The following is a 24,073-nucleotide window of genomic DNA, read 5'->3' on the forward strand; positions in this document are numbered from 1 at the left end:
CATTCAAGGCGTCTAAACAGAATGCACCACTACACTGCCAAAACGGGGTATGAGACCCAATCGGCGCGACCCACAGCTATCGTCGCACATCCGATCTGGGGGCGCGGTGGGGCCGAAGCGGCGGCGATGTGGACCATCGCGGCGTTGACTGCCGATTTCGATGTGACAGTTCACTGCCGGGGCGGATTCGACCTCGGGGCGTTGAACCAACTTTCGGGCTCCTCGCTGTCGCCCGGAGAGGTAAGGATTCGGATTGACCGCGCAGCGAACAGGATGCCCTTTGGCGCCCTGGCTCAAGGCACCTATATGCGCGGTCTGGCACGGGTAGGAGCGGACTACGATCTGCGCGTCACCGCCTCGGGCGTGATGCGGTGGGGCCTACCCGCTCTACATTTCCTTTCATCGGCGATCTGGAACGATGTCCTCGCCGGGCAGCTTGATGCACCGACAGCCCCTGCCAGGCGCAACCGGCGACAACGGATATCGTCGGCCTTGATAGTTGCTGCCTCGGGCGAAGGTCGCCGCCGCCTCGAACAGGATGTCTTCATCGCCAATTCGGACTGGACGCGGCAACAATCCGCACCTTACTGTCCTGGGCGGCTGGAAGTGATCTATCCCGCTGTACCTCTCCAGGGGCCAGGGCTGCCGTGGGCAGAGCGCGAGGATGCCGTCCTTGTTTTTGGGCGGCTATCGCCCGAAAAACGGATCGAATCTTGCATTAGCATCGTCGAGGCGGCCCGCAAACTGGGCCTCAGCGCGCGACTCGTGATCGCGGGCCCGCCGGGAGAGTCTGGTTACGCTGCCCATGTGACCGCACTTTGTGCCGCGCGCCGTGACTGGGTGGAATTGCTGCCAGCGCAGAATGCCCAAGAAAAGGTACGCCTCTTAGGTCGCATGCGCTACGGTCTCAGCGCCTGCAGGATCGAGGCTTTCGGCATCGCAACGGCTGAAATGGCCGCCGCCGGCATGCTGGTGGTGGTGCCCGGCGGCTGCGGTCAAACCGAGATCGTCACCGACCCACGAATGCATTACGACACAGCGGCAGAGGCAGCGGGGCGGCTTCTGGCGCTGCAGAACGACCCGGCGCTAAGGGTGGCCATGCTGGCCAAAGCGACTGCGGTGCGCGGCCGATTCTCCCCCGAGCGCTACATGAGTGCCGTAAGGAAACTGGCCCGGGAGACTATGGCCGCAGCAGGCCCACTTGGAAGAACGCCTAAATGAAATCGCGACAAAGTCGCACATATATCATGATACTTGCGGCAATGTTCGGGCCGATGGCAAGTTGCGAATCCGGCGCGACGTATTAAATAATGGATGGCGTGCTTATGAACTTCTTAAGAAAAATAAAGTCAGGATATTACCGAATAGTAGTCAGAGGGCCTCGCTATCTTGAAGGGGCATTGAAAGGCAACGCTGTACGTGCGTATTGGTATCGAGATATAAAAAACTTTGGCGACTTATTAACCCCCGCACTTCTGCGGCACTTTGGTTTTACGCCAGTTCACACGTCCCCTGTAAAAGCCGAAATGATCAGCGTAGGCAGTATTCTTGAACACGTTGCGGAATCATTTTCTGGCACAGTGATCGGTTCAGGCTTTATACACGAGAGTTCAAGAATGGACTTGCAATTTGCGCAAATCCAGTCTGTACGTGGTCCCTTGACGCGCGAACGATTGAGTGCGCGTCATCGCAAAGTCAGCCTCGGAGACCCTGGACTTCTTGCTCCACTTTTGCTGTCGACCCGTCCTAAGAAGCGATTTATTGTTGGCGTACTGCCGCATCACGCGAACTTAGACCCTGCTTATCTTTCCAAAATCGCAACAATTTACCGACACGAAATCAAAGTAATCAACGTGATGGACGACCCGATTTGTGTCATTAAGAAGATATCCGAATGCGAGCATATACTTTCCAGCTCGCTTCATGGACTTATTGTCGCTGACGCGCTAGGGATTCCTAATGCCTGGGTTGAAGAGAACTCTCTGCTGGGAGGGGGATTCAAATTTTATGATTACTACGCATCACTCGGCGTGGATCATGTGAATCCAGTTCATCTGAAAGGCCATGAAACATTATGCGAACTAACCAAGCACACAAGCATTCGACCGCAAGAGCGAATTTTTGAATTACAGAACTCAATAACAAATATATTTGAGAATCTACGAAAAAATATGCAATGAATTGTCAAGAAGAGCGCACTCTTTTTACTGTTGTAATACCACTTTACAACAAGGCAAAATATATTTATCGCTGCCTGGACTCCGTCGCGAATCAGAAATATCATGCATCCGAGGTCATCGTTATTAACGATGGTTCCACGGATGACGGACCCAATCTTGTTTTGAGATATTCAAAGTTACCTATTCGGTTGATTCAACAGAACAACGCAGGCGTCAGCGCAGCCAGAAATGCCGGAATTGCGGCCGCTCAACATAAGTGGATCGCCTTTCTTGATGCCGATGACGAGTATTTGCCAGATTTTTTAGATCGCGTTGCGAAGGCAATTCAACTTCGTCCAGAAGCTGGGCTTATCTATGGATGGTCATATTTTTCAGATGGAACAACTAAGACTTTCCCATCGTCTACTGATGTTATGCCGAAGCGGGTAGAGGATTATTTCAAGTACGTTGTATCGTCTAAGGGCAAGGAAGTTAACACCTCATGTGTAGCGGTTCGAAGAGATATATTCGTTCAAGCCGGAAATTTCCCGCTGGGTGTCGCCGTAGGTGAAGACTCTGATATGTGGATGCGAGCTGCTTGGGTCACAACTTTTGTCGTCATTCCAACCTGGCTTTCGATATACCACACAGATGCCAGTGGTAGCGGCTGGGAAAGGCAGGTTCTCTGCGATGCATATTGGCTCAATACTTATAGAGATTGGAAGCAGAGTTACCGAATCCCGGTGCGATTGATGGCAACCACTGACTTATATGTTCAGCATTACTATCTCTCGCGTGCTTTGTATTTGGCAGTGCGCGATAAGCGAGCCAACGCACTAAATGTCCTATTAAGGCAAGTCAATTACTTCCAGGCGCCAGGATTGTTTGCTGCGAAAGTATTTTTTTACACATTACTCCCAATTGGAAAAATTCGTATGATTCTTGGTCGCAAGAAAACATAATTACGGTGACCGAATGAAATGAATATTCTTATCGTGAGTGCCTTCTGGCCAACGCAGTCAAACAAAATTTCAGGAATGTTTGTTGTCCAGCAAGTGGCTGCCTTGGTGCAGCGCGGATGTCAAGTTACGGTCATTGTGGCGAAAACAATAGGAAAAAGTTATTCGTCTCACTGTTCTGTGATTGATCTTGGCTTGAATGTCGAATTTGTCAGATTGGTGGTGGTGCCACTTTTTAAGCTCCCTGACCAATTGTCCTTCTTGCCTAGGGCAATGTGGTTAAACAGCACTATTGCGGGCCTATTTATTTCTCGTGAAATCAGGCGGCTACTGATGGCTGGGATGAAGCCCTTCGCGGGCTGCGTAATCCATGGGGAAAGATATATGGGGCTCGCAGTGCCTATGTGGCGGCAATATATTAGGGGCGGCGTGGCCCTTGTCGTGCACGGTGTCGATCCATTTCTTGCGCAGGTCACCAATAGGCGCCAGGCAAGAGACCTAGTTAGGGATGCTGGACATACATGTGATGCGGTGATTTTGGTGGGCAGCCCTCTGTTTGCACATGCCGTCTCGATGGGCCTGCCAACTGCCAAACTTCATGTTGTCGCAAATGGTACGGCCTTGCCGATTCAGCAAGAAGTGTCCGACTCACAACGCACACTCGGACAAGCGCGTCGGGTAGTGAGTGTTTCAAATCTAATTGAGTTGAAAGGCATTGACGACAATCTGCGCGCACTCGCGCAGATTACGAAGCGCCGGCCCGACCTGGCTTGGGAATATCGGGTTGTAGGCGATGGCAAAGAGCGCCTAAGGCTGGAATCTTTGGCCAGTCAGTTGTGCATCGCCGACAGGGTTCGTTTTCTGGGCCGTATACCCTACGGCGAGACCATGCGCGAAATCGCGGATGCAGACATCTTCGCCCTCCCGAGTTGGGGTGAAGCATTCGGCATCGTATACCTGGAAGCGATGGCGCGCATGAGACCTGTTATTGGCTGTCTCGCGAATGGTGCGGAGGACATCATCACGCACGACCGCGATGGTTTGTTGATCACGCCGCGCAGTGTGGCAGAGTTGTCAAATGCACTTGAGCGCTTGATCGAGAGCCCTGAATTGAGTCAAAAACTGGGGCGCAACGCTCGCACTACGGCTGAAGCTTACAGCTGGGACCAAAACGTAAGTCGCATGCTGGATCTGCTGGGGTTAGATACCTGAGAGCCGGCCATGAAAATTCAAAAATCTCACGCTTTCTTGTTGGTTCCAAGCGTCGCAATGGTGATGCGATTAGCCTCTGAGCCCACGGCAAACATAAGTTATGTCTTGATAGCACTCTATGCGTTGGCGGGGCGCGAGCAGGCACTCCAGGCGTTGTTCCTTTCGTGGTTGTTCGTGACGTTGAATCCTGCTATTGCACCTGGCGCTTCAGCGGAAGCGGTTGGGCGATTTGGAGTCCTGATAGCGGCTGCCGTTTCAGTAGTGGTCCGCAAACGCAGTGTTGCAGGAGAAAAAGACGATCAAATGTTGGTTCTTGTTACCCTTTTGTTTGGCGGCTTGATCATCTTTCATTCGCTGCTATTCAGTTCAATGCCTGATGTGTCGCTGCTCAAGGCCACCTCGTGGACTTTGGTGATGACCACCCTCATTGCCGGATGGTCTGGCTTGAATGACGCCGTGCGTGCCAAACTGAGCGCGCAATTGTTTTGGGGTCTCGCACTGGTCATGCTGGTAAGCCTTGCACTTTTGCCATTCCCAGCAGGCTACTTTCGCAGTGGCGGGTTTATGGGTGTCCTTGGGCATTCCCAAGCCTTCGGCCTTACCATGGCCTTGCTCGGTGCGTGGGCGGCGCTGCAAGCCGTTGCCATGCCCAGACCTACCTGGGCACTGATTTCGATGATGCCAGCCTGCATGGCCTTGATCCTCATGTCTGGCACACGCACTGCGGCACTCGCCTTGCTTATGGGTGTGGCTGCTGCCTTGTTTTTGGGCCCCTTGCTTTCAGGCGGACCCAGTAAGCAGTTGCTGCCAGGGTTGCGCAGTCGCCGGTTTCAGTTCGCCATTTTTCTGGCGTTCGCTGGCATGGTGGTGGCATGGCCCAAGCTTGTTGATGAGTCAAAAACTTTCATTGCTAAGACCGCTGACGCTGAGAACATCGGGCAGGCGTATCAGATGTCGCGCGGCGGACTGATTGACGCGATGTGGCTGAACATCGAAAACGATCCTTGGCAGGGCATCGGTTTCGGTATTGGCTCTATACCGGAGGTAATGGAGGTCATCCGCGATCCTATCTTTGATTTACCCGTCAGTGCGCCTGTTGAAAAAGGCGTTCTGCCCATCACCGTACTGGAGGAGTTGGGCGTATTTGGCCTCGTGCTTTTCGTGGCGTGGCTCTGGGTCATCATGTTGAGATGTGCGCGTCGGGGGGGGGCGGCACTGGCGGTGTTTCTCGTGGTCGTGTTGTTGAATATGGGCGAAGCCATCCTCTTTTCGGCGGGTGGCATGGGGATGCTCGCAATGATATTGATGGCCTGGGCAGCTACCGGCGCACCCGTGAAAAGAAGCCGTGCATGAGCATTGCCCCACCTCGCCGCATCTGGCTATGGCAAAACATCTTCAGCCCCCACATGGCTGGCTTGGCTGTGGCGCTGGCGCGGCGCGGCTGTGAGGTCACCTATGTGGCCGAGCAGGCATTGACGGCTGATCGCGCTCAGCAAGGATGGTTGCCGCCGTCACTAGAGGGCGTGACCCTGAAGCTGATGCGTTCGGCGGCCGCCGTGGACGAACTGGTCGCGTCGGCGCCACCGGACGGCATTCACATTTGCTCGGGCATTCGCAGCAACGGCATGGTGGCTGTGGCACAGCGCGCACTGGGGCAGCGCCGCCTGTGCCAATGGGTGGTGATGGAAACCGTGGACGATGTCGGCTGGCGCGGGGTGTTGAAGCGGCTTGCGTACAGGCGGCTGTTCATGCAAAAGCGTCAGCAGGTGCAGGGCGTATTGGCCATCGGCCACCGCACGCCGGGTTGGGTGGCTGCGCGTGGTGTGCCGCCAGACCGCGTTTACCCATTTGCCTATTTCTTGCCCGGCCCAGACTTGTCTCTGCCGCGTGGCGTGCGCGAGGCGGGCCCTTTCCGGTTTGTTTTCGCCGGCCAGTTGATCCCACGTAAGCGTGTTGACTGGCTGATCAACGCGCTTGCTGCCTTGCCTGACCCGGCCGCCGAGTTGTGGATCGTGGGCGGTGGCCCGGACGAGCCGGCTTTGCGGGCATTGGTGGACCGCGGACTGGGCGACCGGGTGCGATGGCTGGGCCAGATGCCATTGCCTGACGTGCCTGATGTTTTAGCGCAGGCCGATTGCCTGGTGTTGCCCAGCGTGCATGACGGGTGGGGGGCGGTGGTGTCTGAGGCATTGATGGTTGGCACCCCGGTGATTTGCAGTGACGCGTGCGGTGCCGCGGGTGTGGTGTGGGCAGGTGGTGCCGGCGGCGTGTTTCCCGCCGCTGATCGCGCATTGTTGGCCCTCTTGCTTGAACAGGCCTTGGCCGGGGGGCCGGTAACAACGGCAGCAAGGCTGTCGCTCGCGGGCTGGGCTGAATGTTTGTGCGGGCAAGCCGGCGCTGACTATTTGTTGCGGATTCTGGATCATGCCGATGGACGCCCATCCAGCGCATCCCGCCCTTTGCCACCATGGTCCCAGGTTTCGACTGCGCCGTGCGCAGAAGCCCGCACAGATGAGTGAAGTTACTGTTCTACAGGCCATCGCCGACCTATACCCCTGGTCTGGCGGTATCGCTCGCGTCGTGGTTGACAGCGCCGATGCACTGGCCCGACAGCGCGATCTATCTGTCACCTTGATGACTCAGGCTGTTGCGGGCTCAGAGATTCTTGTGTCGAGTTGCCCGCAGGTCGAACTCGTCGTTGCTGAATCTGCATCGCGTGCTGCGTTGGCCTTTGGATTGCCCTTTCGGCGCGAACTGGTGCGGCTCTGCCGCACGGCCCGCCCCTCGCTCATTCACAACCATGGTTTATGGGTTCCGCTGAATCACTGGGCCGGCAGCATGGGGCGCCGCATTGGCATCCCAGTGATCGTGCAACCCCATGGCATGCTGGAGCCCTGGGCCCTGAATCACAAAGCGTGGAAGAAGAAGCTGGCAATGGCTCTGTTCCAGCGGCGGGATCTTGAGTTTGCCAGCCTGTTGGTGGCAACGTCCAGTGTCGAATATGAAAACATCCGTAAGTTGGGCCTGCGGCAACCGGTGGCCATCATCCCGAACGGAGTAGATCTGCCGACTGAGGCATTCCAGAAGACTGTGTTGTTGCAAGATCGCCAGCGGGTGGCCTTGTTCCTCTCTCGCGTTCACCCGGTCAAGGGGTTGTTCAACTTGGTGCAGGCCTGGGCGCGGTTGGCTCCCGTGGGCTGGCGCCTTTGCATCGCAGGCCCGGATGAGGCAGGTCATTTGAAAGAGATCATGTCGCTGGTCCACCAGTTGGGTATGCAAGATTCAATCGAGTATGTTGGGCCTGTCCTTGGCGCTGCCAAATCGGCACTCTACAACGCAGCCGACGTGTTTGTGCTGCCCACGTTTACGGAGAACTTTGGCGTGGTAATCGCCGAGGCACTGGCCCACGGGCTTCCCGTGATCACCACGCGAGGTGCGCCTTGGGCTGATCTGGAAAAGTTTCGCTGCGGCTGGTGGGTTGGTATGGGTGTTGACCCGTTGGTGCATGCACTGCGCGAGGCCATGGCTCTTGGTGATGACCAGCGCTCGGCGATAGGCGCGCGTGGGCGGGAATATGTGCGTCGCTACGATTGGGATGACATCGCCCTGCAGACGATCAACGTCTATCGCTGGGTGTTGGGGCAGGGGCCGGCGCCTGAGTGCGTGAGAATGAGTTGATGGCGATGCTTGCGGAAACAGGATCAAATCATGCGGCTAGACACTTTCAACAATACCGGCTTTGACCGCGGCGCTTCCAAAGGCAAGGAACTGCTCTGGTTGCTGTGCTGCTGGCTGCCGCTTTCAAGCGGGTTGCCTGGCGCTGGATGGCGCGCATCGCTGCTTAGATTGTTTGGCGCGCGTATCGGGCAAGGTGCAATTATCAAGCCCGGTGTACGTGTGAAGTTTCCCTGGCGTTTGACCGTCGGCGACCATTGCTGGATTGGCGAAGATGTATGGATTGATAATCTGGCGGAGGTCAGTTTCGGCAATCATGTCTGTGTGTCGCAGGGCGCGTACTTCTGCGCGGGCAGCCATGACTGGGGTAAACAATCATTTGATTTGATCGTCAAGCCGATCAATGTTGGACCACACGCTTGGATAGCAGCCAAAACCATCGTGGCGCCGGGGGTTTGTGTTGGTGAAGGCGCTGTACTCGGTCTAGGAAGCGTCGCGACGCAGGCTCTTGAGCCTTGGACAATCTACGCTGGCAATCCCGCTGTGCCAGTGAAGCCGCGACGGTTTGATGAGAAAAATATTGAATTCGAATGATATTTCCGGCTACCGTTGGACCAACGCCGCGTTGACGCCAAGCCATGATTACCTGCTGCCTGTGTTACTAGGTGCGATGGCGGGCATGCGGGCTAAAGGCGCTGGGGGTCGAGTGTTTGAACTGGGTTGCGGCAACGGCAGCGTGGCCAGCGTGTTGGCGCAACAGGGGTGGGACGTGACCGGTGTGGATCCTTCGACCGAAGGCATCGCCCAGGCCAATGCACAGTGGCCCCAGCTCAAGCTATATGAAGGCTCTGCCTATGACGACCTGGCGGCGCGATATGGCCGCTTCCCGGTGGTGACCAGTTTGGAGGTCGTGGAGCATGTTTATGCTCCGCGCCACTATGCCGCCACGCTGTTTTCTTTGTTGGTGCCAGGTGGCACGGCGATCGTCTCCACGCCCTACCACGGCTATTGGAAGAACCTGGCCATGGCGCTGACCGGCCAGCTGGACGCACACTTCACAGCGCTGTGGGACCATGGTCATATCAAGTTTTGGTCGGTCAAGACGCTGGGTGAACTGCTGCACGAGGCGGGATTTATAGACATCCGCTTCGAACGGGTGGGGCGCGTACCGGCGCTGGCCAAGTCCATGATTGCCGTTGCGCGTAAACCATGAAGCTTGTTGCCATAATCCTGACGCTCAACGAAGAACTGCACCTTGCCCGTTGCATTGCCAGTCTGTATGGCATTCCCAGTGAAATTGTGGTGCTGGACTGTTTTTCGACCGACTCCACGCTGGATATTGCACGCAACCTTGGCGCGCGAGTCATTCAGCGCGATTGGGTGAACCACGCGACGCAATTCAACCTGGCACTGTCGCAGCTCGACCCGGGCACTGACTGGGTGATGCGCATCGATGCGGATGAAGTGCTGACGCCTGAGCTGGCCACCGAGATCAAGGCGCGCCTGCCGGGCATCGGCCCGGAGGTGGATGGCGTTTATTTCAGCCGCCGCATGACGTTTCAGGGCCGGCTGCTGCGTCACGGGGGGGTATTCCCGGTGCGGGTGCTGCGCCTGTTTCGGCACGGGCGCGGGCAGTGTGAAAACCGCTGGATGGACGAGCACATCAAGGTGGCCGGCCCCACTGTGGATTTCAAAGGCGAGCTGATTGACGACAACCTCAATTCGCTGACCTGGTGGACCGACAAGCACAACAAATACGCCAGCCGCGAGGCGGTGGATTTGCTCAACCTGCAATACCACTTCATGCCGCGCGACACGGTGGCCAGCCTGCGCGGCGGCGCGCAGGCCGGCGTCAAGCGCTGGCTGAAGGAGGAGGTCTACGCCCGGTTGCCGGGCGGATTGCGCGCCTTTGCCTACTTTTTCTACCGCTATGTGATCCGGCTGGGTTTTCTGGATGGGCAGGCCGGCACGGCGTTTCACTTTCTGCAGGGCTTCTGGTATCGCTACCTGGTGGATGCCAAGGTGGCGGAGGTCAAGCGATACATGCAGCGGCAAGGCGTGGACGTGGTGGTCGCAATCCGCGCCGTGCTGGGGATAGAGGTGGAGAAATCGAAATGATGGCTTATTCGGGTGACCGTGACAACACTGTGGCAGGCGCGGCGGCTGGCATCGGCGCCCGTGTGCTGGTGACGGGTGGTGCCGGCTACATCGGCAGCCACACGTGCAAGGCGCTGCACTTGGCGGGGTATGTGCCGGTAGTGCTCGATAGCTTGGTCGCGGGGCACCGCGAGTTTGTACGGTGGGGGCCTCTGGTAGGAGCCGACATTCGGGACACAGGCGAGGTGGTGGCTGCCATCAAGCGTCACGGCGTGACCAGCGTGGTTCACTTTGCATCGCTGATCGCTGTGGGTGAGTCGGTTAGTGATCCTGCTCTTTACTACGACGTTAATGTCGCCGGCACCCTATCGCTGTTGCGCGCTATGCGACAAACGGGCGTGCAGCGAATCGTGTTTTCGAGCTCGGCAGCGGTTTATGGGATGCCGCAAGCCGCCGCGCTCAACGAGGCGCATGTGCTCAACCCGGTGAACCCGTATGGATGGTCTAAATACATGGCGGAGCGCATGCTGCAGGATCACGCGGGCGCCTACGGCCTGCGCTACTTGGCCCTGCGCTATTTCAATGCCTGCGGCGCCGATGCGGCGGCTGAACTGGGCGAATGCCACTCACCCGAGACGCATCTCATACCGCTGGCAATTGCGGCCACCCATCCCGGTGGCAAGCCGCTGCAGGTGTTCGGCCGCGACTACGACACGCCGGACGGTACCTGTGTACGCGATTATGTGCACGTGTCCGATCTGGCGGCGGCGCATGTTGCGGCACTGCGCATGCTGGACCAAGGGCATGGCAATCAGGCGTGGAACGTCGGCACAGGTCGCGGACACAGTGTGCTTGAGATCATCGCTGCGATCGAGGCTGCGACCGGCCGACCGGTGCGGGCTGAGTACGCCGGGCGACGGCCTGGCGACCCGCCGCGACTGGTGGCCGATGCGTCACTGATTCAACAGCAGACCACGTGGCGACCGCAGCACTCGTCGATCGGGAACATCATCGCCACGGCGTGGGCCTGGCATCAGGGGCGGCCCACTTGAAGCGCCGTCGTCCGCGATGAGCAGGCCGCCTGCAGTGATCGTCATGGCGCGGCGCAGTCGCCGCAGGCCGTTGGCGCCAATTGCGGCACTGGTGTGCGCCATTGGCATGGCGGGTGGTGTCTTCGTCGGCGCAGGGGCTTTGCTGTCAACGCCGGCTGTGGCGCCGCACCACGCCGATGCGGTGGTCGTGCTGGGCGGCGATCCGACCGTCGGTGGACGATACGCGCACGGCGTTGATCTGGTGACGGCCGGCTATGCGCGCCGCTTGGTGCTGGTGTTGCCCAGCGCCGCGCAAATCGCCGATGCGGCCAAGCGGTCAATTGGCGTGGATGCGCTGGACGACCCCGCCATCACCGGGAGTTGGGGCGAAGCGGTTGCCGTGCATGCCTACCTGCGCGGGCATGGCCTGCAATCGGCGCTGGTTGTCAGTGATCCGCCGCACATGCTGCGCCTGCAGTATGCGTGGGGCGCGAACTTTCGCGGTTCACCCGAACGTTTCTCACTGGTCGCCACCCGCCCGCCGTGGTGGTCGGCGTGGCGCTGGTGGCAGTCACCGCAGGGGGCGGCCTTTGTGCTCAACGAGGTGCCCAAATTGCTCGGCTACATCTGGCATTACGGCCTGGGGCTGCCGCTTGTCGGCACAGGCGCAGCCGGCGCACCACTTGGCTCCACAGAAAAATCGGTTGCGCTTGCGCCGCACTTGGAGACGCTGTGAACACCCGGATATCGGTTGTGACTGCGGTATACAACCGCGCCTCGACTATTGCGGAGGCTTTGCATTCGAGCCTGTCGCAGCAATATCCAGCCGTAGAGCGGGTCGTGATTGATGGCGGCTCCGCTGATGGCACCGTCGAGGTGGTTCGGGCACTGGGTGAGCGCATTGATACCTTCATTTCCGAAGCCGACCACGGCATCTACGATGCGTTGAACAAAGGCGTGGATGTCGCGACCGGCGACGTGGTCGGCTTTCTGCATGCCGACGATTTGTTCAACGACGACACGGTCCTGAGCCGGGTCGCCGCTGCGATGGCGGACCCATCGGTGTCGGCGGTCTACGGCGATCTGGTCTACGTGAGCAAGGACCGGCCCGAGCAGGTGGTCCGCGATTGGCGCGCGGGCGAGTATTCCCCGGCCAAGTTACGTCGGGGCTGGATGCCGCCGCATCCGACGCTTTACGTGCGGCGCAGCGTGTTCGACTCGGTGGGCGCTTTCGATACGTCGCTGCGTATTGCGGCCGACTACGACTGGATGCTCCGGCTGTTGCTAGCGGGCCACCGGGTCGCCTACATCCCGCATGTGCAGGTGCGCATGCGGACGGGTGGCGCGAGCAACCGCAGCCTGGGCAACATCATGCGCAAGTCCACAGAGGACTTTTCCGTATTGCGCCGTCACGGGTTCTCGCACGCGGCGGCGGCGACGGCCCTGCTATCCAAGAATCTGCGCAAGTTGCCGCAACTGGTCAGGCGCCGCTTTTGATCGATATCGATGAGGTGGCAACGGTGGGAGCGGGCTTGCCCGTAATTTGCCGGCCGTCGCGGGCAAGCCGGCTCCCACAAAAAATTGCGTCGGATCATTCGGGCTGACGGCTGCCGCGGCCTTCTACAATGTGCCTATGAAAGCTCTCATCGCAGGCGCCACCGGTCAGGACGGCACCTATCTTGCGGCGCATCTGCTCGCGCTCGGCCACGAGGTGGTTGGCACCACGCGCGACGCGGGATCGGCCGATACCGGGCGGTTGCGTGCACTGGGTATCGATGGGCAGCTCAATCTGGTGTCGATGCTGCCGTCGGACTACCGTAGCGTGTTGCGCACACTGGCGCAGCATCGGCCCGATCACATTTACTTCCTGGCGGGGCAGACTTCGGTCGGGCTGTCGTTCGACCAGCCGGTGGAGGCGATCGAGAGCATCGCCACGGGCACGTTGAACGTGCTGGAGGCGATCCGCTTCGTGAACCCGGAGATTCGGCTGTTCAATGCGGGGTCGAGTGAGTGCTTTGGCGATACCGGGACTGCACGGGCCAGCGAGCAGACCCCGTTTCGGCCGCTTAGCCCGTACGCCGTGGCCAAGGTGACGGCACAGAATCTGGTCACCAATTACCGCATCGCTTATGACCTCTACGCCTGCACCGGCGTCCTGTTCAACCACGAGTCACCACTGCGGCCGGATCGTTTTGTGACGCAGAAGATTATTCGCGGCGCGCACGCAGTGGCGATTGGCAAGACGAAGCAGTTGTCGCTGGGTAACCTCGACATTTCGCGCGACTGGGGCTGGGCGCCTGAGTACGTGACGGTGATGGTGAAAATGCTGGCGCCTGCGCAGCCGACAGATCTGGTGATTGCGACCGGGCGTTCGGTGTCGCTGTCGTATTTTGTCGAGCGGGCGTTCCGCAACTTTGATCTCGACTGGCGCGAGTTTGTGCGCGTGGATGACGCGCTGCGCAGACCTTCCGACATACACTACGGCGCCGGTGATCCGTCACTCGCAAAGCAGGTGCTTGGCTGGAGCGCACAGTTTGACGTCGATTACGTGGTTGACCAGATGTGCGCGGCGGTGGTGAGGTCGGCGGCAAGCTGACCGTTGCAGCCGGCAGCGTTCGAAGCAACTGGCAAAAGGTATTTGGACAGGGGAAGAGATTGAAACGGGCACTGATTACTGGTATCACCGGGCAGGATGGGGCGTATCTCGCAGAGTTTTTGCTCGGCAAGGGCTACGAGGTTCATGGCATCAAGCGGCGGGCGTCGTCGTTCAACACTGAGCGTATCGACCATGTGTATCAGGACCCGCACGACAGCAATCGGCGGCTCTTCCTGCACTATGGTGACTTGACCGATTCCGTCAACCTGACGCGAATCCTGCAGCAAGTAAAGCCGGACGAGGTGTACAACCTGGGTGCCCAGAGTCACGTGCAGGTGTCGTTCGAAACGCCGGAGTACACGGCCGATGTCGACGCGATGGGCTCGGTGCGCTTGCTGGAGGCGATTCGCCTGCTCGGTATGGCCAAGACAACGCGCTTCTATCAAGCGTCCACATCTGAGCTTTACGGCAAGGTGGTGGAGATTCCGCAAAGCGAGCGTACGCCGTTTTATCCGCGCTCACCGTACGGCGTGGCCAAGCTTTATGCGTACTGGATCACCGTGAACTACCGTGAGTCCTACGGCATGTACGCCTGCAATGGCATCCTGTTCAATCATGAGTCCCCTCAGCGCGGCGAGACCTTTGTCACACGAAAGATTACGCGTGCCATCGCACGCGCGCATGTTGGGCTGGAGCAGTGCCTGTATCTCGGCAATCTCGACGCGCTACGCGACTGGGGACACGCCAAGGACTATGTGCGCATGCAGTGGATGATGCTGCAGCAGGACCATGCCGAAGACTTCGTGATCGCCACCGGCAAACAGCATTCGGTGCGCCAGTTTGTCGAGCGCACAGCTGGCGAACTGGGTATCACGCTTGAATGGCACGGGTCGGGCGTTGACGAGAAGGGCGTCGTCGCGTCGGCGCCGTCTGATAGCGCGTTGAAGGTCGGTCAAACGCTGGTGGCCGTCGATCCGCGTTACTTTCGCCCCGCTGAGGTCGAGACCCTGCTGGGTGACCCGACCAAGGCGCGGGAAAAGCTGGGCTGGACCCCGGCGATCACGTTCGAAGCAATGGTCAGCGAGATGGTTCGCGCCGACCTGAAGACCGCACAGCGAGACGCGCTGGTGAAGGGCGCAGGCTACGCAACGCCGTCGTTCCGGGAGTAGGGGGCGTGGAGCTGTCTGCCCGTATTTTCGTCGCCGGCCATCGCGGCTTGGTGGGCTCGGCACTGGTGCGCTGCCTGCAGCGGGCGGGCGCCAGCAACCTGTTGTTGCGCAGCCGCACGGAGCTGGACCTGACCGATCAGGGCGCCGTTGCAGCGTTCTTCGCGGCCGAAAAACCGGAGTTTGTGTTTCTGGCCGCAGCCAAGGTTGGCGGCATCAAGGCCAACGACACCTATCCCGCCGAGTTCCTGCGCGACAACCTGGCCATTCAAACCAATGTGATCCACTCGGCGTGGCAGGCGGGCGTGCGCAAGCTGTGCTTTCTGGGCTCGTCGTGCATCTACCCGAAACTCGCGCCGCAGCCGATGCCCGAGGAAGCGCTGCTGACCGGGCCGCTGGAGCCGACCAACGAGTGGTACGCGATTGCCAAGATCGCCGGCATCAAGATGTGTCAGGCCTACCGCCGCCAGTACGGCTTCGACGCGATCAGCGTGATGCCGACCAACTTGTACGGCCCTGGCGATAACTTCGATCTGGAGAACTCACACGTCCTGCCGGCGATGATCCGGCGCTTTCATGAGGCAAAGCTCGCCGCTGCGCCGAGCGTGACGATCTGGGGCACCGGTACGCCGCGCCGTGAATTTCTGCACGTTGATGATATGGCCGAAGCCTGCGTGTTTCTGATGCAGCATTACTCGGACGCCATGCACATCAACGTAGGCGTAGGTGTGGACCTGACGATTCTGGAGCTGGCGGAGCTGGTCGCGAAAACGGTGGGTTACGACGGCGCGATCCTGACCGACCCGAGCAAACCCGACGGCACACCACGCAAGCTGATGGACGTGGCGCGCATTCATGCGCTGGGCTGGCGCGCACGCGTCGGGCTCGCCGATGGCGTCGCGCAAACCTATCGCTGGTACCTTGAGCAGTTGCAGGGCGCAGGCGTGCGGGCCTGAGGCCCCACCCTCCTGTCGTCCCGCACGGTCATGCTGCACTACGTTTCAAAACTGAGCGTTACGCTCTGGCAGCCGCTGGTGTGGGTAGCGTCACTGCTGGCGCTGGGCGTGCTGCTGCTGTTCGCGCGCGGCGAACGTGGTCGGCGGTGGGGGCGGCGGCTGTGCGCGGGTGCGCTGGCGCTACTGCTGGCGCTAGGCTGGTACCCGCTGCCGGATGCGCTGCTGCGCGGACTCGAGGATCAATATTCAGCCCCCACCGGCGATCTGTCCAGCTACTACGGCATGGTGGTGCTGGGCGGCGTATTCGGTCGCGACGACGGCCGTGGTCACCGCCAGCTTGCGCTGGGGCCGGCGGCCGAACGGGTGGTCGAGCCGGTACTTGTCTTGCGGCGCAATCCGCAACTGCGTGTGCTGTTCACCGGTGGCGACGGCACCCTGTTTGGCCCGGTACGACGCCACGAGGCGGACATCGCGCGCGAGTTCTTCGAGCGCATGGGAGCCGGGATGAGTCAGCTTGCGATCGAGACGAAATCTCGCAACACCTACGAGAATGCGGTGCTCAGCCGCGCAGTTCCAGGCATTGACGCCAACAAGCCGTGGCTGCTGGTGACCTCTGCCGCGCACATGCCGCGCGCGCTGGCGACCTTCCGCAAGGCGGGCTGGAATGTGACGCCATACCCGGTGGACTATGAGACCGTGGCGAACGAGTCGTGGCTCGGCTACGGTTTGTACGACGGGATTAGCGCGTGGCAGATGGCGCTTCGTGAATACCTGGGTATTGCGTTCTACCGCCTCACTGGGCGGTTGTGACTGCATTCGCAGGCGTTACAGCTTTTTCGGGAAACGCCCATTTCACTGGGGCTCGGGCCTCAAAACCGCGTAAGTCGATGCCCGAAGCGGACAAGCCGCGCGTGGCGACCAAACCGGTGCGGGCCTACTTTGACTTGGCGGGTTCGGCGGCGATGTCGTCGGCCGCTGCGGCCGCTGGCGCACGCGGGCGAATGGCCAGATAGGCGACAGCGAACGCGACCGCCAGAAACCCGCAAAGCATCATCATCGCCGCAGTGTCACGGTGTAGAGCGACGGCGAGCACCGCCGTGACGCCGGACACACAGACGATCACCGCGCTGGCCAGGTTGCGGCCGACACGACCGAAACGCTGCACCAGACGCTGTGCCAGCAGGGTGTGCAGGTGGTCCGCGTCCGGCGCCATGATCGGGCGCCCGGTGGCCAGCCGCCGCACGATGGCGGCCGTGGTGTCAGCGAACGGGTAAAGCACCAGCGCGAACACGAACCACGGGCTGACGTCGACGTGGCGATGGCACAGCAGGATGGCAAACAGGCTGATCGCGGAGCCGAGCAGATAGGCGCCGCCGTCGCCCGCGAACAGTCGGGCACGCGGGAAGTTGAAGATGGCAAAGCCGGTAGTTGCGGCCGCCAGCGACGCGGTAGCCACCATGAGGAACTGGTCGCCGTGCCGCCACGCCACCCACGACATGGCCGCGCAGGCGGTGATGGCCAGGCCGGCGAGCAGGCCGTTCAGTCCGTCCGCCAGGTTGTAGGCATTGGCAATGGCGCCAACGCAGAACAGCGTCAGCACGAACTGAGCGAGGGGCGAAGCGGCCAGCAGCGCGTCAAGCGGCGGCACCGCGAAGCGGCTCAGCGCCGCTTCGCAGAAGTAGTAAGCGATACCAGCGCCGACAAAGGTTGCCAGAAGCCGCAAGCGCGCCCCGAATGACTTGGTGACATCCTCAATCAGGCCGGCAGCGAAGGGAACGAACAGCGCCAGAATCAACCAGCCGTTGAACCAGGGCGGCGCATTGGTGCCATTGTCGGCGGGCAATTGCACGCGGGCGGCCACCACCGCCAGCGCAAATCCGGCCATGACGGCAATACCGCCGACGCGCGGCGTTGCCCGTTCATGCAGCTTTTGTGGCCCGGCACCGGGCGCGTCTGCCGTGATCGCGCCGTGCCAACGCGTGGTCAGCACCAAGAGCAGCGCTGTCGAGAACGACGCAAGAAAGGCAACCAGTAGCGTTGTGATCAATTACTGCCCTCAAGCGCGCGGCGACTATTGCCGCGCCGTCATGTCCTGCCAGCCTTCCGCCTTGCCCTACGGTCTTATCGCCGCTGCCGTGACGCTGCTGCCAGTGAGCGCAAGCGTGAGATCGCGAGTCGGCGCCGGGTGGCAACGGCCCTTTGTGGGGTTCGGGCCCAAGGGGACCGAAGGGGGCCGATGGCTGACCATCTTTACAAATGCAAAGGCTACCCCGTTTGGCTGCCAACAACAAGCAAAGCAAGGGATTCCGTGGCGTTGCGCGGCGCGATGTTGCAGATTTCGGCGCTGCGACCGTCGGCCAGGGTGACTTCGGCGCCGGCAACGAGGTCCGTCGCCGGCAGGGAAACGACTTCGGTGTGCCGCTTCACCGCACCACGATAGTGGGCGCGGGCGACCACCTCCTGTCCAGGGTAGCAGCCTTTGCTGAAACTCACCCCGCCGCCTGGCGTGACCTGATCCCAACCGATCATCTGCGGCACAAAGCGCTCGCTGGTGGTGGCGGTGATTTCAGGCTGCATGGCGTTGATGCCGGCAAGCGCCCAGCGTTGCATGAAATCGGCGGCGTCAGCGGCCGATGGCGTTGCCGCCAACGTAGGTTCGCTAGCTGATTCCAGGGTGATCCAGCGCCCATTGCCCAACGCCAGTGTGGCGACGGTGCCTGCCACGACAGCCGGATCCGCGAGGTGCAGGCGAACCACGAGGTCATCGGGCGCAGCAATGTCCAGCTTAGAGCGCAGCCGGTACATGGTCAGGCGTTTACTGATCGGCGCCGCCAGCGAGCGGTGGACGACCGCTACGTATTCGGCCGCGTCGACACGGATTAGCGCGAAGGTTGCCAGCAGACGACCCCTTGCTGAGCAGTATCCCTGCCATTGCCAGGCGCCAGGCGCGAGCGCATCAACGTCGTTGGTGAGTTGCGATTGCAGGAAAGCCGCAGCGTCCGGGCCGGAAAAGCGGAGGATTTGATGTTCAGGTGAGAGCAGGTGCATGGTCGGTACCGCAAGACAGCAGCCGGAATTTAGCCCATTTGGGGGCAGACAGGCCCGAAGACAGGCGAGATATGGCTACTTCGTATAAAGCCCGGTTTAATCAGGGCTTGGAGGCCTGTTTGCAGCTATCTCGACAATTAACGAAAATGACGCTTTAGCCAAGAAAGAATAAGGCTTTCGGCAAAAAGCTGTCTCTCCGTGCGACGCTGATGTGGCGCGCTGTGCATCGCGCGCAGGTCGGACGGTGCGCAGCGGGCGTTTCCGGGCTATAATTATTGGCTGTCCTATTTCAGGACAAATCCACACACTCGCACCGATCTGATGGGTGTTCGCGCGGTTCGCAGGAATCCGTGGCAAACGCAGCGAGTGGAGGTTAAACCCACCAGGAGACAATTTATGTCCGCAACCATGCGCCAGATGCTGGAGGCCGGTGTTCATTTCGGCCACCAAACGCGTTTCTGGAACCCGAAGATGGCTCAGTACATCTTTGGCGCCCGCAACAAGATTCACATCGTCAACCTCGAGAAGACGATGGAGAAGTACAACGAAGCCATGACCTATGTTCGCCGTCTGGCGGCGAACCGTGGCACCATCCTGTTCGTCGCTACCAAGCGCCAGGCCCGCGAGATCATCGCTGAAGAGGCGAAGCGCGCTGGCATGCCCTACGTCGACAACCGCTGGCTCGGCGGCATGATGTCGAACTTCAAGACCATCAAGGGCTCGCTCAAGCGTCTGAAAGAGCTGGAGACGATGCAGAACGACGGCACCTTTGATCGCATGTCGAAGCGCGAAGCACTGACGCTCAAGCGCGAGTTCGACAAGCTGATGACCTCGATGGGCGGCATCAAGGACATGGTTTCGCTGCCGGACGCGCTGTTCATCATCGACGTCGGCTACCAGAAGATCGCCGTGCAGGAAGCCAACAAGCTGGGCATTCCGGTGGTCGGCGTGGTTGACACCAATCACACGCCGGATGGCGTCGATTACGTGATCCCCGGCAACGACGACTCGAGCAAGGCGATCCGCCTCTACGCCCGCGGCGTGGCTGACGCGATCCTCGAAGGCAAGTCGCAGGCGGTGCAGGAAATCGTGAAGACGCAGACGGAAGAATTCGTCGAAGTCGATCCGGCTGACCTCGAAGCCAAACAGTAATCCTGGCCGCGTGCCCGCTGTAACCATTGCGGGCCGCCCGCCGGAGTAATTCCGGCGGTGACCGGCGTCTGGTCACCGTCCAGCCCCAGATTCCGCGTACCCGGCCCGCCGGGTGCGCCCATTCGGAGAAGCACATGGCAGAAATCTCTGCATCGCTCGTCAAAGAGCTTCGTGAAATGACCGGTCTCGGCATGATGGAGTGCAAGAGAGCACTCACCGAAACCGAAGGCGACATCAAAAAGGCCGAAGAGCTGCTGCGCATCAAGTCTGGCGCCAAGGCATCGAAAGCCGCGTCACGTCAGGCTGCCGAAGGCACGATCGGTGTCTACGTGGCGCCGGACGCCTCGGTCGGCGCGCTGGTTGAGTTCAACTGCGAGACCGATTTCGCGGCCCGTAACGTTGATCTGCTGGCGATGGCGGCTGCGCTTGCCAAAAGCGTTGCCGAAAACAACCCCGCCGACGTGGCAGCGTTGATGGCAACCAGCATCGATGGCGAACTGGCAGAAACCCGCCGCGCCGCGCTTGTGCAGAAGGTGGGCGAAAACATGACCGCCCGCCGCTTCGTTCGCGTTGCGGGCGGCAAGGTCGCCAGCTACATGCACGGCGGTGGCCGCATTGGCGTCCTCGTGGCCTATGAGGGCAACGCCGACATCGCGCGTGACGTGGCCATGCATCTGGCCGCCTCGGTCGCATCGACCCGCGCGGTTTGCGTGTCGAAAGACCAGGTTCCGGCTGAGCTGATCGAAAACGAGCGCAAGATCTTCGCCGCGCAGGCAGCCGAGTCGGGCAAGCCGGTCGACATCATCGCCAAGATGGTGGAAGGCCGGATCAACAAATACCTCGCCGAAGTCACGCTGCTGGGCCAGCCCTTTGTGAAGGACCCGGAGCAGACGGTAGAGAAGGTGCTCAAGGCTGCCAATACGACGATCAAGAGCTTCCAGCTTTACGTCGTCGGCGAAGGTATCGAGAAAAAAGTGGTGGACTACGCTGCTGAGGTGGCTGCTGCTGCCAAGGGGCTCTAAGCCTCCGCCGCACGACGTTGCTGAGAACGGCCCTTCGGGGCCGTTTTTCTTGCCTGTCAGAACACCCACGACGGTAGCGCCCACGCGATAAACTTACGAGTTATGCCCGACGCCAAGCCAGCCTTCCAACGCATCCTTCTCAAACTTTCCGGCGAAGCCCTGATGGGCGACGATGCCTATGGCATCAATCCGGAGGTAATTGACCGCATCGTCGGCGAGATCAAGGAAGTGTCCCGAATGGGGGTCCAGATCGGCGTAGTAATCGGTGGCGGCAACATCTTCCGTGGCATCGCTCCCAGCGCTGTCGGCATGGATCGCGCGACTGCGGATTACATGGGCATGCTGGCGACGATCATGAACGCGCTGGCGCTCGGCGATGCGCTGCGTCGTGCTGGTGTGGAGGCGCGTGTGCAATCTGCGTTACGCGTCGATGCCGTGGCCGAGCCCTACATTCGCGGTCGTGCGTTGCGTCATCTGGAGGAGGGCAAGGTGGTGATTTTTGCGGCAGGCACGGGCAATCCGTTCTTCACCACCGACACGGGGGCTGCGCTTCGTGGCCGCGAAATCAATGCCGATCTGGTGCTGAAGGCCACCAAAGTCGACGGCGTATACACCGCCGATCCGATGAAAGACCCGACGGCAACACGCTACAGCTCGCTGACCTTCGACGAGGCGATCGTCAAGAACCTGAAGGTGATGGACGCCACCGCACTCGCGCTCTGCCGCGACCAGCAGTTGCGCCTGAACGTGTTCAGTATCTTCAAACCGGGTGCGCTAAAGCGCGTCATCCTCGGTGAAGACGAAGGTACCACCGTAGTTTGCTGAGAGAGAAACAAAAATGATTGCAGACACCAAGAAAACAGCCGAACAGAAGATGGCCAAGGCGCTGGAAGCGCTCAAGAACAATTTCGCCAAAGTGCGCACCGGGCGTGCTCACGCGGGTATGCTGGATGTGGTGCAGGTCGACTACTACGGCGCGATGACACCGATCAACGGCGTCGCCAGCGTCACGCTGCTCGATGCCCGCACTATCGGCGTGCAGCCCTACGAAAAGAAGATGATCCAGGCGATTGAGAAAGCGATCCGCGAGGCGGACCTTGGCCTCAATCCTTCGGTCAACAGCGACATCATCCGGGTACCGATGCCGATGATGAGCGAAGAGCGCCGCAAGGAGCTGGTCAAACTGGTCAAGGGTGAAGCGGAGGACGCCCGCGTGGCGATCCGCAATGTCCGCCGCGACGCCAATAATGCACTTAAGGACGCGCTGAAAGCGAAGACGATCTCGGAGGACGAGGAGCGCCGCGCGCAGGACGACGTGCAGAAGCTGACCGACAAGACGATTGCCGAAGTCGACAAGCAGTTCACTGCCAAGGAAGCCGAGCTGATGTCGGTGTGACGTCAGGCGGTCAAAGCATCATTTTTCGTTCCAAGCCTCAGACCATGTCGGCTGCCTCAGTGCCTCGCCATATCGCCGTGGTCATGGACGGCAACGGTCGCTGGGCGCAGAAGCGCTTCCTGCCGCGCGTTGCCGGTCACAAGCAGGGGGTTGAAGCGGTGCGTACGCTGATCCGTGCCGGCAGCGAGCGCGGCGTCGAAGCGCTCACCGTGTTCGCATTCAGCAGCGAGAACTGGCAACGCCCGGCCGATGAGGTGTCGTTTCTGATGGACCTGTTTCTTCGCGCGCTGCGCGAGGAAGTGCAGAAACTGCACAGCAACAGTGTCCGCTTTCGGGTGGTCGGCGATGTGTCTGTTCTGGGCGCAGAGACACGGTCGCTGATCGAAGAGGCCGAGGCGCTGACCGCAGCAAACTCCCGGCTTTGCCTGAACGTGGCAGTCAACTACGGTGGGCGGTGGGATATCGAGCAGGCGGTCGCCAAAGCCACGGCTGCCGGTGAGTCGGCAGCATTCGCGCAGTGGCTGTCGTTTGCCGGCCAGCCGGATCCTGACCTGTTCATTCGCACTGGCGGTGAGCGGCGAGTCAGCAACTTCATGCTGTGGCAGTTGGCCTACACCGAGCTCTTTTTCTCGGACATCCTGTGGCCGGACTTTGATGAAGCGGAGCTTGCGAGCGCACTGGCGTGGTTTGCGGGTCGCGAGCGCCGTTTCGGCAAGACGGGAGAGCAGGTTCGTGTGCTCTCGACAACTCCTGTCTGACGGATCAGGCCGATGAGTAATTTGCAGACCCGGGTGATAACTGCGCTGGTGCTGGGCGCGCTCGTGGTCGGTACCCTGCTGACAAGATCGTCGATGTTGTGGGCTGCCCTGATACTGGCTTTCTGTCTGGCAGCGGTGTGGGAAGGACAGCGGCTCTGCGGCCAGACCTCGTTCGCCGCACGCGCGCTTGGTTGGACTGCTTCGGTATCGCTGTTGGGCGTGCTGTGGCTGGCGGTTTTCTCGAACCACGCTGTTTTGGGCCTCTTGCCTGTCGCACTGCTGGTTGTGGTCACCGCCTTCTGGCTCATCGTGGCGCCGGTGCAGTTGAGCCGGCATGCGCTACCTCCCGCCTCCGTCTTCACCCGCACTGTTCTGCTGTTACTGATTGGCGCTGCCTGGCTATCCGCCGTGCTATTGCAGCGATTGGGCATGGCGTATCTGGTCGCTGTCGTAGTGCTTACTGTTGTTGCCGATGTGGCTGGTTACTTTGTGGGGCGAGCGTTCGGCCGACGCAAACTTGCGGCGGCGATCAGCCCTGGCAAGACCCGTGAGGGGGCGGCTGGTGGTGTCACCGCCGCTGCGCTGTGGTCGGCCGCCGCCGCGTCTTACCTTGGTCTGGCGCAGTCATGGGTAGAAGTTGCGATGGCGTTGTTGGCCGGAGCGGCGCTTGGATGCTGCGCGGTGATGGGCGACCTCTGGGAGTCACTGCTGAAGCGGCAGGCGGGTGTGAAGGACTCGAGCCAGTTACTGCCAGGTCATGGCGGCGTGCTTGACCGGATTGATGCGCAACTCGCGGTGTTGCCGACTGCAACTTTGCTGATTTCGTTGGTCAAACCGATATGGTGA

25 protein-coding genes are annotated in these 24,073 nt (G+C 60.3%); 23 read left to right on the forward strand and 2 right to left on the reverse strand.

Features of this window, described 5'->3' with window-relative positions; genetic code table 11:
- The first annotated feature begins 21 nt into the window (after nucleotides 1–21).
- The 17 genes from FKL89_RS08115 to FKL89_RS08190 all read left to right on the forward strand — a co-directional run bounded on the left by FKL89_RS08115 (nucleotide 22) and on the right by FKL89_RS08190 (nucleotide 16,661).
- Complete coding sequence (locus FKL89_RS08115; protein ID WP_156862281.1) at nucleotides 22–1,221, forward strand: glycosyltransferase family 4 protein; 1,200 nt, start codon at nucleotides 22–24, stop codon at nucleotides 1,219–1,221.
- An 89-nt stretch (nucleotides 1,222–1,310) separates the two neighbouring features.
- Complete coding sequence (locus tag FKL89_RS08120; protein ID WP_156862282.1) at nucleotides 1,311–2,180, forward strand: polysaccharide pyruvyl transferase family protein; 870 nt, start codon at nucleotides 1,311–1,313, stop codon at nucleotides 2,178–2,180.
- Nucleotides 2,177–3,121, forward strand: a complete 945-nt coding sequence (locus FKL89_RS08125) for a glycosyltransferase family 2 protein (RefSeq protein ID WP_156862283.1) — start codon at nucleotides 2,177–2,179, stop codon at nucleotides 3,119–3,121. The genes FKL89_RS08120 and FKL89_RS08125 overlap by 4 nt, the downstream gene beginning before the upstream one ends.
- 18 nt (nucleotides 3,122–3,139) lie before the next feature.
- Complete coding sequence (locus FKL89_RS08130) at nucleotides 3,140–4,330, forward strand: glycosyltransferase (RefSeq protein WP_156862284.1); 1,191 nt, start codon at nucleotides 3,140–3,142, stop codon at nucleotides 4,328–4,330.
- Nucleotides 4,331–4,339: 9 nt separating this feature from the next.
- Nucleotides 4,340–5,683, forward strand: a complete 1,344-nt coding sequence (locus tag FKL89_RS20180; RefSeq protein ID WP_162527449.1) for a hypothetical protein — start codon at nucleotides 4,340–4,342, stop codon at nucleotides 5,681–5,683.
- Complete coding sequence (locus tag FKL89_RS08135; RefSeq protein WP_162527450.1) at nucleotides 5,680–6,849, forward strand: glycosyltransferase family 4 protein; 1,170 nt, start codon at nucleotides 5,680–5,682, stop codon at nucleotides 6,847–6,849. The genes FKL89_RS20180 and FKL89_RS08135 overlap by 4 nt, the downstream gene beginning before the upstream one ends.
- Entirely contained in the window at nucleotides 6,842–8,008 is a 1,167-nt protein-coding gene (locus FKL89_RS08140; RefSeq protein ID WP_162527451.1) for a glycosyltransferase, read from the forward strand. The genes FKL89_RS08135 and FKL89_RS08140 overlap by 8 nt, the downstream gene beginning before the upstream one ends.
- A 30-nt stretch (nucleotides 8,009–8,038) precedes the next feature.
- A complete protein-coding gene (locus FKL89_RS08145) occupies nucleotides 8,039–8,599 on the forward strand; it encodes a WcaF family extracellular polysaccharide biosynthesis acetyltransferase (RefSeq protein ID WP_156862287.1) in 561 nt (186 codons plus the stop codon).
- Nucleotides 8,574–9,218, forward strand: a complete 645-nt coding sequence (locus FKL89_RS08150) for a class I SAM-dependent methyltransferase (protein ID WP_156862288.1) — start codon at nucleotides 8,574–8,576, stop codon at nucleotides 9,216–9,218. Before FKL89_RS08145 ends, FKL89_RS08150 begins: the two co-directional genes overlap by 26 nt.
- Complete coding sequence (locus FKL89_RS08155) at nucleotides 9,215–10,123, forward strand: glycosyltransferase family 2 protein (RefSeq protein ID WP_156862289.1); 909 nt, start codon at nucleotides 9,215–9,217, stop codon at nucleotides 10,121–10,123. The genes FKL89_RS08150 and FKL89_RS08155 overlap by 4 nt, the downstream gene beginning before the upstream one ends.
- Nucleotides 10,120–11,154, forward strand: coding sequence for a UDP-glucose 4-epimerase GalE (gene galE, locus FKL89_RS08160; RefSeq protein ID WP_337786230.1), 1,035 nt, complete (start codon nucleotides 10,120–10,122; stop codon nucleotides 11,152–11,154). The genes FKL89_RS08155 and galE overlap by 4 nt, the downstream gene beginning before the upstream one ends.
- Before the next feature lie 16 nt (nucleotides 11,155–11,170).
- Nucleotides 11,171–11,869 carry a YdcF family protein gene (locus FKL89_RS08165; RefSeq protein ID WP_156862290.1) on the forward strand — a complete coding sequence of 233 codons (699 nt, stop codon included), beginning with the start codon at nucleotides 11,171–11,173 and terminating at the stop codon, nucleotides 11,867–11,869.
- Nucleotides 11,870–11,886: 17 nt separating this feature from the next.
- Complete coding sequence (locus FKL89_RS08170; protein WP_238363543.1) at nucleotides 11,887–12,630, forward strand: glycosyltransferase family 2 protein; 744 nt, start codon at nucleotides 11,887–11,889, stop codon at nucleotides 12,628–12,630.
- A 136-nt stretch (nucleotides 12,631–12,766) separates the two neighbouring features.
- Nucleotides 12,767–13,729, forward strand: a complete 963-nt coding sequence (locus FKL89_RS08175) for a GDP-mannose 4,6-dehydratase (protein WP_156862292.1) — start codon at nucleotides 12,767–12,769, stop codon at nucleotides 13,727–13,729.
- A gap of 59 nt (nucleotides 13,730–13,788) precedes the next feature.
- On the forward strand, nucleotides 13,789–14,898 hold the full coding sequence (gmd, locus tag FKL89_RS08180; RefSeq protein ID WP_156862293.1) for a GDP-mannose 4,6-dehydratase: 1,110 nt from the start codon (nucleotides 13,789–13,791) through the stop codon (nucleotides 14,896–14,898).
- A 5-nt stretch (nucleotides 14,899–14,903) separates the two neighbouring features.
- Nucleotides 14,904–15,851: a GDP-L-fucose synthase gene (gene fcl / locus FKL89_RS08185; protein ID WP_156862294.1), complete on the forward strand. Its 948-nt coding sequence runs from the start codon at nucleotides 14,904–14,906 to the stop codon at nucleotides 15,849–15,851.
- A 30-nt stretch (nucleotides 15,852–15,881) separates the two neighbouring features.
- A complete protein-coding gene (locus FKL89_RS08190; RefSeq protein ID WP_156862295.1) occupies nucleotides 15,882–16,661 on the forward strand; it encodes a YdcF family protein in 780 nt (259 codons plus the stop codon).
- A 124-nt stretch (nucleotides 16,662–16,785) separates the two neighbouring features.
- On the opposite strand, the gene FKL89_RS08195 is transcribed toward FKL89_RS08190, so the two are convergent.
- Nucleotides 16,786–17,898, reverse strand: coding sequence for a glycosyltransferase family 4 protein (locus FKL89_RS08195; RefSeq protein ID WP_156862296.1), 1,113 nt, complete (start codon nucleotides 17,896–17,898; stop codon nucleotides 16,786–16,788).
- 218 nt (nucleotides 17,899–18,116) lie between these two features.
- Nucleotides 18,117–18,899, reverse strand: a complete 783-nt coding sequence (gene ygfZ, locus FKL89_RS08200; protein WP_156862297.1) for a CAF17-like 4Fe-4S cluster assembly/insertion protein YgfZ — start codon at nucleotides 18,897–18,899, stop codon at nucleotides 18,117–18,119.
- Between the two features lie 396 nt (nucleotides 18,900–19,295).
- Between ygfZ and rpsB the strand changes: the two genes are divergently transcribed.
- From rpsB to FKL89_RS08230, 6 genes are all read left to right on the forward strand, one after another.
- Nucleotides 19,296–20,051, forward strand: coding sequence for a 30S ribosomal protein S2 (rpsB, locus tag FKL89_RS08205; protein ID WP_156862298.1), 756 nt, complete (start codon nucleotides 19,296–19,298; stop codon nucleotides 20,049–20,051).
- Between the two features lie 134 nt (nucleotides 20,052–20,185).
- On the forward strand, nucleotides 20,186–21,073 hold the full coding sequence (gene tsf, locus FKL89_RS08210; protein WP_156862299.1) for a translation elongation factor Ts: 888 nt from the start codon (nucleotides 20,186–20,188) through the stop codon (nucleotides 21,071–21,073).
- A 102-nt stretch (nucleotides 21,074–21,175) separates the two neighbouring features.
- Entirely contained in the window at nucleotides 21,176–21,898 is a 723-nt protein-coding gene (gene pyrH / locus FKL89_RS08215; protein ID WP_156862300.1) for a UMP kinase, read from the forward strand.
- 13 nt (nucleotides 21,899–21,911) lie between these two features.
- Nucleotides 21,912–22,469, forward strand: coding sequence for a ribosome recycling factor (frr, locus tag FKL89_RS08220; RefSeq protein ID WP_156862301.1), 558 nt, complete (start codon nucleotides 21,912–21,914; stop codon nucleotides 22,467–22,469).
- A 44-nt stretch (nucleotides 22,470–22,513) separates the two neighbouring features.
- Nucleotides 22,514–23,227, forward strand: a complete 714-nt coding sequence (gene uppS / locus FKL89_RS08225; RefSeq protein WP_181955221.1) for a polyprenyl diphosphate synthase — start codon at nucleotides 22,514–22,516, stop codon at nucleotides 23,225–23,227.
- 12 nt (nucleotides 23,228–23,239) lie between these two features.
- The gene (locus tag FKL89_RS08230) at nucleotides 23,240–24,073 is read left to right on the forward strand and encodes a phosphatidate cytidylyltransferase (RefSeq protein ID WP_156862302.1); all 834 of its coding nucleotides are present in this window, start codon (nucleotides 23,240–23,242) and stop codon (nucleotides 24,071–24,073) included.

The sequence above is a fragment of the Casimicrobium huifangae genome (genome assembly GCF_009746125.1).
In the GTDB taxonomy this organism is placed as follows: Bacteria; Pseudomonadota; Gammaproteobacteria; order Burkholderiales; family Casimicrobiaceae; genus Casimicrobium; species Casimicrobium huifangae.

What these genes read in the sequence shown, in the direction of transcription:
- rpsB (WP_156862298.1), top strand. Translation starts at nt 19,296, where the DNA reads ATGTCCGCAACCATGCGCCAGATGCTGGAGGCCGGTGTTCATTTCGGC.
- FKL89_RS08230 (WP_156862302.1), top strand. Translation starts at nt 23,240, where the DNA reads ATGAGTAATTTGCAGACCCGGGTGATAACTGCGCTGGTGCTGGGCGCG.
- FKL89_RS08125 (WP_156862283.1), top strand. Translation starts at nt 2,177, where the DNA reads ATGAATTGTCAAGAAGAGCGCACTCTTTTTACTGTTGTAATACCACTT.
- FKL89_RS08155 (WP_156862289.1), top strand. Translation starts at nt 9,215, where the DNA reads ATGAAGCTTGTTGCCATAATCCTGACGCTCAACGAAGAACTGCACCTT.
- FKL89_RS08145 (WP_156862287.1), top strand. Translation starts at nt 8,039, where the DNA reads ATGCGGCTAGACACTTTCAACAATACCGGCTTTGACCGCGGCGCTTCC.
- FKL89_RS08115 (WP_156862281.1), top strand. Translation starts at nt 22, where the DNA reads ATGCACCACTACACTGCCAAAACGGGGTATGAGACCCAATCGGCGCGA.
- FKL89_RS08175 (WP_156862292.1), top strand. Translation starts at nt 12,767, where the DNA reads ATGAAAGCTCTCATCGCAGGCGCCACCGGTCAGGACGGCACCTATCTT.
- FKL89_RS08190 (WP_156862295.1), top strand. Translation starts at nt 15,882, where the DNA reads ATGCTGCACTACGTTTCAAAACTGAGCGTTACGCTCTGGCAGCCGCTG.
- galE (WP_337786230.1), top strand. Translation starts at nt 10,120, where the DNA reads ATGATGGCTTATTCGGGTGACCGTGACAACACTGTGGCAGGCGCGGCG.
- FKL89_RS08140 (WP_162527451.1), top strand. Translation starts at nt 6,842, where the DNA reads ATGAGTGAAGTTACTGTTCTACAGGCCATCGCCGACCTATACCCCTGG.
- FKL89_RS20180 (WP_162527449.1), top strand. Translation starts at nt 4,340, where the DNA reads ATGAAAATTCAAAAATCTCACGCTTTCTTGTTGGTTCCAAGCGTCGCA.
- tsf (WP_156862299.1), top strand. Translation starts at nt 20,186, where the DNA reads ATGGCAGAAATCTCTGCATCGCTCGTCAAAGAGCTTCGTGAAATGACC.
- pyrH (WP_156862300.1), top strand. Translation starts at nt 21,176, where the DNA reads ATGCCCGACGCCAAGCCAGCCTTCCAACGCATCCTTCTCAAACTTTCC.
- FKL89_RS08120 (WP_156862282.1), top strand. Translation starts at nt 1,311, where the DNA reads ATGGATGGCGTGCTTATGAACTTCTTAAGAAAAATAAAGTCAGGATAT.
- FKL89_RS08150 (WP_156862288.1), top strand. Translation starts at nt 8,574, where the DNA reads ATGAGAAAAATATTGAATTCGAATGATATTTCCGGCTACCGTTGGACC.
- FKL89_RS08135 (WP_162527450.1), top strand. Translation starts at nt 5,680, where the DNA reads ATGAGCATTGCCCCACCTCGCCGCATCTGGCTATGGCAAAACATCTTC.
- uppS (WP_181955221.1), top strand. Translation starts at nt 22,514, where the DNA reads ATGTCGGCTGCCTCAGTGCCTCGCCATATCGCCGTGGTCATGGACGGC.
- ygfZ (WP_156862297.1), bottom strand. Translation starts at nt 18,899, where the DNA reads ATGCACCTGCTCTCACCTGAACATCAAATCCTCCGCTTTTCCGGCCCG.
- frr (WP_156862301.1), top strand. Translation starts at nt 21,912, where the DNA reads ATGATTGCAGACACCAAGAAAACAGCCGAACAGAAGATGGCCAAGGCG.
- FKL89_RS08165 (WP_156862290.1), top strand. Translation starts at nt 11,171, where the DNA reads ATGAGCAGGCCGCCTGCAGTGATCGTCATGGCGCGGCGCAGTCGCCGC.
- FKL89_RS08130 (WP_156862284.1), top strand. Translation starts at nt 3,140, where the DNA reads ATGAATATTCTTATCGTGAGTGCCTTCTGGCCAACGCAGTCAAACAAA.